The organism is Mesorhizobium sp. M1334 (assembly GCF_040317995.1).
GTDB lineage: Bacteria > Pseudomonadota > Alphaproteobacteria > Rhizobiales > Rhizobiaceae > Mesorhizobium.
Window position 1 is genome coordinate 25,834 of the sequence record NZ_JAMYLM010000026.1, and the last position, 12,220, is coordinate 38,053.

The 12,220-nt window shown below is 62.3% G+C and carries 13 protein-coding genes and 1 pseudogene; 2 read left to right on the plus strand and 12 right to left on the minus strand.

Going from position 1 to position 12,220, the window contains the following annotated elements; genetic code table 11:
- The first annotated feature begins 48 nt into the window (after window positions 1-48).
- Entirely contained in the window at window positions 49-795 is a 747-nt protein-coding gene (locus NKH17_RS28435; RefSeq protein WP_352505945.1) for a GntR family transcriptional regulator, read from the plus strand.
- Window positions 796-931: 136 nt separating this feature from the next.
- Here NKH17_RS28435 and NKH17_RS28440 read toward each other — a convergent pair.
- From NKH17_RS28440 to NKH17_RS28460, 5 genes and pseudogenes are all read right to left on the minus strand, one after another.
- Window positions 932-1,115 (minus strand): annotated as a pseudogene (locus tag NKH17_RS28440) (FAD-binding protein); the annotation flags it as partial.
- 55 nt (window positions 1,116-1,170) lie between these two features.
- Window positions 1,171-2,157 carry a Gfo/Idh/MocA family protein gene (locus NKH17_RS28445; protein ID WP_352900422.1) on the minus strand — a complete coding sequence of 329 codons (987 nt, stop codon included), beginning with the start codon at window positions 2,155-2,157 and terminating at the stop codon, window positions 1,171-1,173.
- Between the two features lie 142 nt (window positions 2,158-2,299).
- Window positions 2,300-2,875 carry a YceI family protein gene (locus tag NKH17_RS28450; RefSeq protein ID WP_352900420.1) on the minus strand — a complete coding sequence of 192 codons (576 nt, stop codon included), beginning with the start codon at window positions 2,873-2,875 and terminating at the stop codon, window positions 2,300-2,302.
- 68 nt (window positions 2,876-2,943) lie between these two features.
- Window positions 2,944-3,522 carry a cytochrome b gene (locus tag NKH17_RS28455; protein ID WP_352736799.1) on the minus strand — a complete coding sequence of 193 codons (579 nt, stop codon included), beginning with the start codon at window positions 3,520-3,522 and terminating at the stop codon, window positions 2,944-2,946.
- A 149-nt stretch (window positions 3,523-3,671) separates the two neighbouring features.
- Entirely contained in the window at window positions 3,672-4,562 is an 891-nt protein-coding gene (locus NKH17_RS28460; RefSeq protein WP_352900417.1) for a LysR family transcriptional regulator, read from the minus strand.
- Window positions 4,563-4,667: 105 nt separating this feature from the next.
- Here NKH17_RS28460 and NKH17_RS28465 point away from each other — a divergent pair, with 105 nt between their 5' ends.
- The gene (locus tag NKH17_RS28465; RefSeq protein WP_352900415.1) at window positions 4,668-5,663 is read left to right on the plus strand and encodes an aldo/keto reductase; all 996 of its coding nucleotides are present in this window, start codon (window positions 4,668-4,670) and stop codon (window positions 5,661-5,663) included.
- A 251-nt stretch (window positions 5,664-5,914) separates the two neighbouring features.
- Here the strand turns inward: NKH17_RS28465 and NKH17_RS28470 are convergent, their stop codons facing one another.
- The 7 genes from NKH17_RS28470 to NKH17_RS28500 all read right to left on the minus strand — a co-directional run bounded on the left by NKH17_RS28470 (window position 5,915) and on the right by NKH17_RS28500 (window position 12,209).
- Window positions 5,915-6,517 (minus strand): nucleotidyltransferase family protein, encoded by a 603-nt coding sequence (locus tag NKH17_RS28470; RefSeq protein ID WP_352900414.1) that lies wholly within the window; start codon window positions 6,515-6,517, stop codon window positions 5,915-5,917.
- A gap of 108 nt (window positions 6,518-6,625) precedes the next feature.
- Window positions 6,626-6,997, minus strand: a complete 372-nt coding sequence (locus NKH17_RS28475) for a hypothetical protein (RefSeq protein WP_352900412.1) — start codon at window positions 6,995-6,997, stop codon at window positions 6,626-6,628.
- A gap of 4 nt (window positions 6,998-7,001) precedes the next feature.
- Window positions 7,002-9,410, minus strand: a complete 2,409-nt coding sequence (gene pheT, locus NKH17_RS28480) for a phenylalanine--tRNA ligase subunit beta (protein WP_352972979.1) — start codon at window positions 9,408-9,410, stop codon at window positions 7,002-7,004.
- A gap of 142 nt (window positions 9,411-9,552) precedes the next feature.
- Window positions 9,553-10,638, minus strand: coding sequence for a phenylalanine--tRNA ligase subunit alpha (gene pheS, locus NKH17_RS28485; RefSeq protein ID WP_352505953.1), 1,086 nt, complete (start codon window positions 10,636-10,638; stop codon window positions 9,553-9,555).
- Window positions 10,639-10,733: 95 nt separating this feature from the next.
- The gene (rplT, locus tag NKH17_RS28490) at window positions 10,734-11,135 is read right to left on the minus strand and encodes a 50S ribosomal protein L20 (protein WP_006201247.1); all 402 of its coding nucleotides are present in this window, start codon (window positions 11,133-11,135) and stop codon (window positions 10,734-10,736) included.
- Between the two features lie 37 nt (window positions 11,136-11,172).
- Window positions 11,173-11,376: a 50S ribosomal protein L35 gene (gene rpmI / locus NKH17_RS28495; protein WP_006201248.1), complete on the minus strand. Its 204-nt coding sequence runs from the start codon at window positions 11,374-11,376 to the stop codon at window positions 11,173-11,175.
- A 191-nt stretch (window positions 11,377-11,567) separates the two neighbouring features.
- Complete coding sequence (locus NKH17_RS28500; RefSeq protein WP_254815960.1) at window positions 11,568-12,209, minus strand: methyltransferase family protein; 642 nt, start codon at window positions 12,207-12,209, stop codon at window positions 11,568-11,570.
- Window positions 12,210-12,220 lie beyond the last annotated feature (11 nt).

Genomic DNA, 12,220 nt, shown 5'->3' on the forward strand with positions numbered 1-12,220 from the left:
TAGCGAATGCCGATGCCAGCGTCAACCGGACAGCCAAACGGACAAAATATGAAAACGACGAAGTTGACCGCCGAACCGGCAAGGCCGGCCACGGTCGAGGCGACAGCACTGTCAGCCGCCGACGTCCTTCGCAGGGAACAGGCATATGAGCAGCTGAGGAACGACATCATTGCCTGCGTGCTGCGCCCCGGCGAAGCGCTGACCGAAAAACAGATCGGCGATCGATACCAGATCAAAAAGGCAACCATCCGCGCGGCGTTGGCCCGTCTGATGCAGGAAGGTCTGGTCAGGAGCGAGCCGCGCCGCGGCTACGTCGTTGCAACGCTCAGCCTGCGGGACGTCAACGAGATCTTCGATGTCCGCAGCTTGATCGAACCGGAAGTGTTCAGGGTGGCGGCATCGAACATTACCGAGCGCGGGCTGGAGGACATCGGGCTGGCAGCGAAAAAAGTGCTGAAGCCGGAGACGTTGCGTAGTCATGTTGCATTCCTGGCGGCGGATCGTGCGTTTCGTCTGGCCCTTGCGGGGCTCTCGGGAAATTTACGACTGGCGCATCTACTGGACCAGATACTCGACCAGTCGGCGCGGGTTCTCCACCTTGGGTTCAAATCCCGCGACTTCACCCAGTTGATCATCGCCCAGCAAAAGGAACTGGTTCTTGCCTGCGAGGCAGGCGACGTTTCCGGCATCGTCAAACTTGCCCGTTCGCAGTGCCTGTTTCTCAAGAAGCAGGTGCTCGAGGCTTTGCTTGCCGGTTCCAAGCTTCGGGACGTCAATTTGCAGCCCTTCGCCTAGAGCGGTTCTCCTGGAACCGGTAACCGGCTCTAACTATCTGTTTTGCCGCATTTATGCGGGCGCCGAATGATTCCATTTGGCTGCAAAATGCTCAGAGGGAAAGTTGGCCGTTCGGTGCGACCGCCACCTTGGCGCAACGGCGCCGGCGGGGCTTGTTCACCCCACCGAGGAAGATGCCGCCGAGCGACCAGAATGCCTGGCCGCCAAGCGACTGCTCCGGCTCCTGCTCGACGGCCTTTGCCGGCCGCAGTCAGTTCGGCGGCCGCGACAAAGCCGGCAAGGCCGGCGCCGACGATGATCACATCCGCATCGTCGGGCATCTATTTGGCCAAGATCTCGTCCAAAAAACCGGCCCGTTGCAGGATCACGGCCGGCCTAGACTGCCTCCCAGCCTTCCTTCTCGCCGGCGCGGAAGATGGCATCGATGACCTTCTGGTTGAGCACCGATTCTTCCAGGGTGAAGACACGATCCTTGCCACCCTGTGCCGCCCGCGCGAAGGCCTCGACTTCCAGCCGGTACTGTTGCGTGCCGGGAAAGCGGAAGACCTGCGCCTCGCTGTGGTTCTGGTTGTGCAGTTCGACACGGTGATGGTCGTAGAGTCCGGCATTAAACGGTGAGAACACCTCGATGAAGCCCTTCTCACCGTGAAAGACCATCACCTGGCGTGCCGCCATCTGTGTCGACAGGTAAAACGACAACTCGAAGTCGCCGAAATCGGCGCGGATCGAGGAATAGATGTCGGTGCCGAATGTCTTGTCGCGCTCGATCCTCGCCTGGACGCGCAGCGGCTCCTTGCCGGTCGAAAAGCGCGTCGATACCGTCGGATAGACGCCGATGTCGGGCAGCGCGCCGCCGCCGAGATCGAGCTTGTTGCGCATGTTGTTGGGGTCGACATTGTAATAGGAGAACGCGCCCTGGACATGGCGCAGCCGGCCGATGGCGCCGTTGGCGATCAGCTCGCGCACCTTGATCCATTGCGGATGGTAGACGACCATGAAGGCTTCGCAGACCAGCACCTTCCTGGCATCGCGCAGCTTGATCAGTGGCGGAATGTCCTTGGCGTCGAGAGCCAGTGGCTTTTCGACCAGAACATGCTTGCCGGCCTCGATCGCCTTGGCTGTCCATTCGACATGCTGCGAGGTCGGCAGCGGAATGTAGACGCCGTCGATGTCGCTGGAGGCGAGCAGCTCCTCATAGGAGCCGAAAGCGTGGCGCGCGCCGAAGCGTTCGCCCAGCGCCCGTGCTTTCGACAGATCGCGGCTGGCGATCGCCGACAGCACGCTGTTCTCCGCCTCGACGATTGCCGGCAAAAGCTGCTCGCGGCCGATTTTGGCCGTCGACAAAACACCCCATCGGAACATCAGATTTCTCCTCTCGATTGCAGGCCTGGAGGTTTGCCTGAAATCGGCGGAAAAGCCAATGCGGGAGCGTGGTTCCTCGTCCCACGAAGTGGGGAGAGGAACCCAGGTCCTGCAGCGACGGTGAAATCGCAGGAAGAACCGCTCAACCCCTTCTACCCGTCAGCGTCATATTGAATTCGACGACGTTGGAATAAATCGGCGTGCCGACATCCATGCCATAGCGCGACCGCAACACCTTGCCTGTGACGTGGAACTTTATCGTGCCCGCCTTGAGGCCGCCGAGCTCGGCCGTGAACTTTTCCTGAAAGGTCTTGCCGCGCGCCGTCAGCTGGCCGGTGACAAGGGCCGACGTGTCGCCGGTGCGTTTGACGCTGGTCGAACGGAACTGGATCTCCGGATTGTTGGTCGCGTCGAAAACCGCGTCCGAGCGGAGAAAGGCATCGATGCGACTTTGGCCGGTACCGACGCTTTCGGGGAAGATGGTGAAATTGACCTGGGACCGGCCGACATCGCTGTTGTCGATAAGGATATTGCCCTTGAAGCGGGAGAAGGCACCGTCGAGCCCGCCGCCGCCGAGCTTGGCGATGGAGAAGTGGATGCTGGAACTCCCTGGGCTGATCGTGTAGCTGCCGGCCGCCTCGCCAAGGGCAACGGCGGCGAAAACAGCCATGGCAAAACAAGCGGCGGCTGCCGCAAATCCGAAGATGCGCGCGTACATGGAAATGGTCCTCTTGGCAGGCAACGCTTTCTTGCGTCCTCGCCCCATGAACGAATGAGCCGCCCGCTCTATTCCGTCTCGCGATGTGACGAAGCCGTGATCATGCGCGTCAGCACGGTATCCCTCAGCCAGAAATGATGACGCAGCGCAGCGGCGAGATGCAAAGCGACAAGTCCGATGCCGGCATAAGCGAGATACCAGTGCGTCGCTGCCCAGAAGCTTTCTGCCATGTCCGATTCACCAAGCGGCAGATTGGGCATGACGAACAGATTGAACGGCACGCTCGGGATCTCCAGCACCGAGACCGAGACCAGTGCCCAGCCGGACAGCGGCAGAGCGAGCTGAAAAGCATAAAGCGCAAGATGGACAAGCGGCGCCATGCGGCGCTCGAAAGGGCCGACTGAGCGCGGCAGCGGCGGGGCCGGTCTGCCAAGGCGCCAGGCGATGCGCAGGATGACCAGCCCAAGCAGCAGGAAACCGAAGGATTTATGCAGCTGAATCAGCTCGAAGGCGGTGCGCTGGCTGGACAGCCGCACCATGACGAAGCCGAGCACGAACTGGCCGATAAAGAGCGCCGCGATCAGCCAGTGAAGGATGATTGCTGTCCAGCCGTAGCCGGTCGGCTGGTGTTTGGGTAGTGCTGACATGGTCTGTGAACGAATGCCAGGTCGGCTTTCTTCCATCCCGGAAAGGCGGTTTCCACTTATGTTTGGAGACGACTAATTGCCGGTGCCAACGGCCGTAAGACGAGCATTCACGCCGAAATAGATTGCCCTCCGCTGTTTCGACGGTGCCACTATGTACTCACTTTGAAGAAATCGACAAAGGCCCTGAGCGCCGGCCGCATCTGGCGTCGGCTCGGATAATAGACGAAAAAACCATCGAAGGGCGGGCACCAGTCCTCCAGCACGCGAACGAGCTTGCCGGCGGCGAGCGGGTCGCGGACATAGTCCTCGAACACGAAGGCGAGCCCGGCGCCGTCAACCGCAGCATTGGCAATCAGATGGTCCTCGTCGAGGATCAATGGCCCTTGCACCGGGATTTCGATCTCCTCGCCGTTTTTCTCGAATTCCCAGCGATAGATGGTGCCGCTGGAGAAGCGGAAGCGGATGCAGCGGTGAGCGGCGAGATCGCGCGGATGCTGCGGCTTGGGCCTGGTCTCGAAGTAAGATGGCGTGCCGACCACCGCGCCGCGAAGGTTCGGCCCGATGCGCACTGCGATCATGTCGCGCTGCAGGCTCTCGCCCAGCCGCACACCGGCATCGAAGCCGCCCTCGACCACATCGGTGAAGCGGTCATCGATGACGATCTCCAGCACGATGTCGGGATAGGCAGCCGCAAAGGCGCCGAGCCTTGGCGTCAGCGCCAGGTGGGCGGCGGTGCGCGGCACGGTCAGCCTGAGATTGCCCGCCGGCCGGTCGCGCGCCTCGATCGCCGATTCCAGCGCCAGGTCGATTTCCGACAGCGCCGGCCTGAGGCGCTCGAGCAGTTGCGCGCCCTCCTCGGTCGGAGCGACGCTGCGCGTGCTGCGCGCCAGAAGGCGCACGCCGAGGCGCGCTTCCAGGCTGGACACCGCGTGGCTGACCGCCGACGGCGCGATTGCCAGTTCCTTGGCGGCGCCGCGAAAACTGCCGCATTGGGCGACCGTTGCCAGCACGGCAAGCTGTGAAAGATGTGTTCGCTTCATTGATCTATTTTTGGGAACAGCCCGTGCAAATAAGAGGCGATTATCGAACGCTGCGCAAGACGGTATCTCTGTGGCATCACAACCATCACAACAAGGAGACACGTGATGCAAACCCGCAAGCTCGGCAATGAACTCGACGTCTACCCAGTCGGCCTCGGCTGCATGGGGATGAGCTTTGCCTATGGTGGCCAGCCGGAGGCGGAGGCGATTGCCACGCTGCGCCACGCCGTTGAGATCGGGGTCAATTTCTTCGACACCGCCGAGGTCTATGGCCCCTACGAGAACGAGATCCTGGTCGGCAAGGCGCTGAAGCCGGTGCGTGATCATGTGACGATCGCGACCAAATTTGGCTTCAAGATCCTCGAAGAAGGCAGCGGCACCGAGCGCATGGCCGGCGTCGACAGCCGCCCGGAGCATGTCAAGGCGGTGGCCGAAGCGTCGTTGAAGCGGCTGGATACCGAGATCATCGATCTCTACTACCAGCACCGCGTCGATCCCAGCGTGCCGATCGAGGATACGGTCGGCGCCATGGCCGAGCTTGTACGCGAGGGCAAGGTGCGGGCCCTCGGCCTGTCGGAAGCGAGTGCGGCGACCATCCGCCGGGCGCATGCCGTGCATCCGATCGCCGCGGTGCAGAGTGAATATTCGTTGTGGAGCCGCGATCCGGAGGAGGAGGTGTTTGACGTCTGCCGCGAGCTCGGCATCGGCTTTGTCCCCTATAGCCCGCTCGGCCGCGGCCTGCTCACCGGCACGATCGCCAGGCCCGATGTTCTCGGCGCCGACGACTGGCGCCGGGGTTTGCCGCGCTTCCAGGCCGACGCCATGGCGGCCAATGCGGCGGTCGTCGCCGTGCTGGAAAATATGGCCGCCGAGAAGGACGTGGCGCCGGCGCAGCTGGCGCTCGCCTGGGTGCTGCATCAGGGCGATTTCATTGTGCCGATCCCTGGTGCCCGCAAGATCCGACATCTCGAACAGAATACGGCGGCAGCCGATATCGTGCTGACCCAGGCCGAGGTAGCAGCCATCAGCGACGCCCTGTCGCCGGACAAGGTTGTCGGCAAGCGCTACACCGAGGAGCTGCTGGCCCTGGTCGACGGGTGAACTGCAATCGACAGCGCAATCGAAACGGGGCGTTTCGGCACCCCGTTTCGAATGCCGCAGCGGTGCAAAATAATCGCGAGAAATTGGCGCGACCTCCGTCCTGCCGGACATCTCCCCCTCAAGGAGGGAAATTGGACGTCACCTCGGCTTTCGCCAATCACCGGCGCCGGAAGGGCGGGCAGGCCGATGGAACTGCCAATCTCCCTTCTTGCGGGAGATGCCCGGCAGGGCAGGTGCCTCGCGCCGACATTCTACCAAGGCACGACAGTAATCTCCGGCCAGCACTCCTGTGCCCGCCTGCCCTTCATCTCATGGGTCCGCTGATTATCCAGCACCCTGTTAGGTGTGATGCGGAACGAAAAAATGTCGTCGAGCCCGAACGGCGCCACCAGATCGAGGCGCCCCTCGGCATCGTAGCGCACGCCGACTGCATGCGTCTTCGACGCAAAATAGCTGACCGATTCGCTAGCGCTCATATAACGCGGGCATTCCTGCCCGAACCTGCTCGGATACCACAGATGCACCCGTGCCTGATTGCGCACCTCGACCGGCAGCTTCAGCCCTTCGAAATGCTCCGCTGCACAACGAATGACCAAATCCTCGGCCTCGTAGGACAGATCGCTCTCATCGAAATAGAACAGGTCGACATCTTTGATGCCGTACCCCGAGGGCTTTCCGGTCAGATGATTCCAGACGCTGTTGTAAAGCGCGCCGGAGACGACCAGCCAGTCGGGGAGGTCGAGCGTGCGCACCCGCGACAGCGTCTCGCCGATCAGCGGATCGGACGAAACGATATCGAGAAAGACTGCACGCTGTTCCTCGAAGGGCAGCCCTGAATAGCGCAGATGGTCCATCGCCCTTTGGAGGGCGATTCGTCACCTGCCGGCAACCCCTCTAGATCCTCAGCGCGCCATCCGTTCTGCAATTATCGGAAAGGGCGTCGTGACGCCCATTTCTGCAGGCTAGTTTCCCTCCCGCCCAAGGCTCATTGTTCGGTCGGTCTCGGACCAGAAGACTGGCTCCTCGATTGACGGCCATTCTTCGCCATACACAAAGCCTTCGATCGCATCTAGCTTTCCTTCAATCTCATCGAAGAACAGCACCATGCCGCAAAGAAGCTGGTCAGGTCCAACGCACGCTACCCGAAGCGAACTGAACACTCGACTCTCAAAGCGCAATTCCGGGGGAACCGATGAGGCAACGATTGTGGTCATGAACCCTACAGGATCGCGGGTGCGGTCTTTGACTTTCAGCCCGCTTGCTATGTCAGAAGAAATGCCCGCGAAACGACAGAACTCCCGAACGAAAAACATTTCGAGCGAGGTCAATTTCATCCAGCTATCCGCGCAGCACGCCGCCGGTCTGCTTGTGCACATTCTCGACGATGCGCTTGGCCAGCGCCTCGAAATCCTCGTCGGTCAGCGTCTTTTCGACCGGCTGGATCGACACCTCGATGGCGATCGATTTCTTCGCCGCGCCGAGGGCGGTACCCTCGAAAACGTCGAACACCGAGACGCCGGAAATCAGCTTCCTGTCGGCGGCTAGGGCGGCGCGAACGAGTGTGCCGGCTTCGACCGCCTTGTCGACGACGAAGGCGAAGTCGCGCTTGACCGCCTGGAAGGCGGACAGATCGAGCCTTGGCTTTGTCCGCGTCGGCTTGGCCTTCGGCTCGGGCACCGCATCAATGAATACTTCGAAGCCGCAGAGCGGGCCGGAGACGTCAAGCCCTTCCAGCGACTTCGGGTGGAATTCGCCGAATGTGCCGAGCACGACCTTCGGCCCGAGCTTGATCGTGCCGGAGCGGCCGGGATGATACCAGGCCGGGCCGCCGGCCTCGATCTGCAGCCGCTCGACCGGCGCGCCGCAGGCTTCGAGTGCTGCGATCGCATCGGCCTTGGCATCGAAGACGCCGACGGCGCCGGCGTTGCCGGCCCAATGGCGGCCGGAGCCCTCGAGCTTGGCGGTGCCGCGCCGCACGCCGGCGGCAACGCGCCGCTGCTGGTCGGCGCCGTCGCCCTCGTAAGTGCCCGACACTTCGAACAGCGCGACATCGCCGATGCCCTTGTCGGCATTGCGTTGCGCTGCCGCGATCAGCCCCGGGAGCAGCGACGGCCGCATATCCGACATATCGGCCGCGATCGGGTTGGCAAGCTTTAGCGCCTGCTGGCCGCCGCCGAACAATTCGGCGTGTTTTGCCGGAATGAACGACCAGGTGACGGCCTCCATCATGCCGCGCACGGCAAGCGCCCGCTTGGCGGCGCGGGTGCGGATCTGCAGCACGGTCAGGATCTTGGCGTTGACCGCATCGTGCGAACCAAGCGGCTGCGGCGCGATATTGTCGACGCCGTGGATGCGCATGACCTCCTCGACCAGGTCGGCCTTGCCGTCGACATCCGGTCGCCAGGACGGGACCGCTACATTGACGACATCGCCCGTGCCCTCCGGCCTGAAGCCGAGGCGGACAAGAATGTCGAGGCTCGTCGAGCGCGGCACTTCGATGCCGGTCAGCCGCCTCACTTCCGACAAAGGGAACGAGACGATCTTCGGCCGATGGCCGGCATAGCCGACGACCTCGGTTTGCGCCGGCGTGCCGCCGCAGAAATCGAGCACCAGCTTCGTTGCCAGCTCCACGCCGGGAACCATCATTTCCGGGTCGACGCCACGCTCGAAGCGGTAGCGTGCATCGCTGATGATGCCGAGCGTGCGGCCGGTGCGGGCGGTGGTGATCGGGTCCCAAAGGGCCGATTCGATCAGCACGTCTGACGTGTTCTCGTCGCAGCCGGAATGCTCGCCGCCCATGATGCCGGCGATCGATTCGACGCTGTCCTGGTCGGCTATCACGCACATATCAGGCGTCAGCGTGTATTCGCGGCCGTCGAGCGCTAGCACCTTCTCACCGTCACGTGCCCGGCGCACGACGAGGTTGCCGGCGACCTTGTTCGCGTCGAACACATGCAAGGGCCGGCCGCGGTCGAAGGTCACGTAATTGGTGATGTCGACCAGCGCGCTGATTGGCCTCAGACCGATGGCGATCAGCCTTTGCTGCAGCCATTTCGGCGACGGCCCGTTCTTCACGCCGCGCACCAGGCGCAGCGCAAAGCCGGGGCAGAGCTCCGGCGCTTCGATTGTCACCTTGACCGGCGTCTCGCCCTCGCTGGGGATCGCCTCGACCGGCGCGCTCTTAAGCCGGCCGAGTCCGCTCGCCGCCAGATCGCGGGCGATGCCATGGACGCTGGTCGCATCCGGCCGGTTCGGCGTCAGATTGATCTCGATCAGTGGGTCGTCGAGATGGGCATAGGCGGCGAAGCTGGTGCCGACCGGCGCATCGGCGGGCAGGTCGATGATGCCGTCATGCTCTTCGGATAATTCGAGCTCACGTTCGGAGCACATCATGCCGTGGCTTTCAACGCCGCGGATCTTGCCGACGGTCAGCGTCACGTCGATGCCGGGGATATAGGTGCCCGGTGCTGCAAAGGCGCCGATCAGGCCGGCGCGGGCGTTCGGCGCTCCACACACGACCTGCACAGGTGGCTTGCCGTCGCCTGTGTCGACGGTCAGCACGCGAAGCCGGTCGGCATCTGGGTGCTGCACCGCCGTCACCACCTTGGCGATGACGAAGGGGGCCAGGCTCGCCCGGTCGTCGACATGCTCGACCTCAAGGCCGACCGAGGTGAGACGCTCGACGATCTCCGCCAGCGAGGCGTCGGTCTCGAGATGATCCTTGAGCCAGGAGAGGGTGAGTTTCATGACTGTGTTCCGTCTGGTCTTTGCAGGCTGACTGGTCTTTGCAGGCTGACTGGTCTGGGCACGTTGCACTTGAAGCTATGCGGCCGCGCGTCGGACATGTGCAGGAAGACCAGTTGCCCGCGGATTTGCTGCGGCCCGCTCGTCACGCGCTCAAGCCCCCGAACAGCGTCGGCATGTCGAGCGGCCTAAAACCGTAATGCGAAAGCCAGCGGACATCGGCGTCGAAGAAGGCGCGCAGATCCGGCATGCCGTATTTCAGCATGGCGATGCGGTCGATGCCCATGCCCCAGGCGAAGCCCTGGTATTCGTCAGGATCGAGGCCACCGTAACGGAGCACATTGGGGTGCACCATGCCGCAGCCGAGGATCTCCATCCAGTCGGAGCCTTCGCCGAACCGCACCTCGCCCGGCCGCGAACGGTCGCACTGGATATCGACCTCGAGGCTGGGCTCGGTGAACGGGAAGAAGGACGGCCGGAAGCGCATCTTCACGCTCGGCACCTCGAAGAAGGCCTTGCAGAACTCCTCCAGCACCCATTTCATGTTGGCGACGTTGGCCGACTTGTCGATCACCAGCCCCTCGACCTGATGGAACATCGGCGAGTGGGTGGCATCGGAATCCTGCCGGTAGGTCTTGCCGGGGATGACGATGCGGATCGGCGGCTTCTGCATCTCCATGGTGCGTATCTGCACCGGCGAGGTGTGGGTGCGCAAAAGCTTGCGTTCGCCCTGCGCGTCCGGCTGGAAAAAGAAGGTGTCGTGCATCTCGCGCGCCGGGTGGCCTTCCGGGAAGTTCAGCGAGGTGAAATTATAATAGTCGGTCTCGATGTCGGGGCCTTCGGCGATGGCAAAGCCGAGATCGCCGAAGATCGCCGCGATCTCGTCGATGACCTGGCTGATCGGATGGATGCGGCCGCGCTCGGCCGGCGATTGTCTGACCGGCAGCGTCACATCAACCTTCTCGGCGGCGAGACGCGCCATAATCGCCGCGTCCTTCAGCTCGGCGCGGCGAACAGAAAGCGCCTCGGTGACGCGGTTCTTGAGGCCGTTGATCGCCGGGCCCTTGACCTGGCGCTCCTCGGCGCTCATCGAGCCAAGCGTCTTCAGCATCTCGGAAACCGAGCCCTTCTTGCCGAGGGCCGAGACACGCACCGCCTCGATCGCCTGCTCGTCGGCGGCCGAGGCGATCTCGGCCATCAGGGAATGTTCGAGAGTTTCCATGTCACTCATGTTCCAGATCCGATTGGAAGCAAAGAAAAACCCGCGCCAGCCCTGCCAGCGCGGGTTTCCCAAATCAGTGTCGAATAGCTTGGGAAGCGCTGGTCTTAAGCGACAGCGCTTTCAAAAGCATTCGGCGTGGTGTTCTTGAGATATTCGAGCGCGACCTTGGCCTTGGCCACGAGTGCGGCGAAGGCCTGCGGCTCGTGGATGGCCATGTCCGACAGGATCTTGCGGTCGATCTCGATGCCAGCCTTGTTGAGACCGTCGATGAAGCGGCCGTAGGTCAGGCCATGCTCATGCGTCGCCGCATTGATGCGCTGGATCCACAGCGCGCGGAACGAACGCTTGCGATTCTTGCGGTCGCGATAGGCGTACTGCAGCGACTTTTCCACCGCCTGCTTGGCGATGCGAATGGTGTTCTTGCGGCGGCCGTAAAAACCCTTGGCGGCTTTCAGGACCTTCTTGTGCTTGGCGTGCGAGGTGACGCCTCTCTTTACGCGTGCCATGTCATGATCTCCTTAAACGTTGTCCAGGCCGAATGCTCTAAAGGCCGTTCGGCAGAAAATTCTTGATGACCTTCTTGCCGTCCGGTTCAGCCAGAACCATCGTGCCGCGGGCATTTCGAATGAACTTGTTGGAACGCTTGATCATGCCGTGACGTTTGCCGGCCGCAGCCGACAGAACTTTACCCGTACCTGTGATCTTGAACCGCTTCTTGGCGGCCGACTTGGTCTTCATCTTGGGCATTTTGCTACTCCGTTTATATGCGCACCAATGCGCTTTTTGTTCGCTTCAGGCCGACCAAAGCCCGAAAAGCAAATGAAACCGCCACGGCATGCCCTGCCGGGCGGTTTTTTGGGAACGGCGGTCCTATACGTCAAAGCGGGCTGGCGCGCAACACCCCGTACCGAGCAACACTGTACTCAGCAACACTGCACTCAGGGGAGACGGAACAGCACCGGCAATATGCCGGACTGCTGGGCGCCGTCGATCAGTTCGAAAGCCGGCAAGGCAACCAGGAAGACCAGGCCGTCCAGCAGCGTGGTTCGCAGCAGGCGCGGCTTGAAGCCGCCGGTGTCGCCTTCCTGGTACAGCGACAGCTTCGGAAAAAAGCGCGGCACTTTCGCCAGGTAGGCCTGGTATGGCGCGCCGAGAACCTCCTTGAGGAATTTCTCCTCGCGCAGGATAACGATGTAAAAGGCACCAGCGCAGAGCGCTGCAAAGCCGATCGTGGCGGTGATCGAGCCGATCTGTGCGCCGACACCGGCGGCAGCTAAAGTAGAGAAGACATAGAGCGGGTTGCGGGTGATCGAATAGGGGCCGCCGGTCACCACTTCGGAGGATTTGCGACCGCCGATATAGAGCGTCGACCACAAGCGTCCGACGATGCCGAGAAAGATCAGCACGACGCCAACCATTTCGATCGTTTCATGCACAGGCGTATCGGGCGGAAAAACCGACTGCCCGAACAAAAGCATCGCGAACAGGACGACGACGACGACGGCAAGCACCATCCTGCGTGTGTGCTGGTAGCTGCCCAGCCCATATTTGGCTTCCGAATGCTTGACGTCATTGACCATGTCGGGAATCC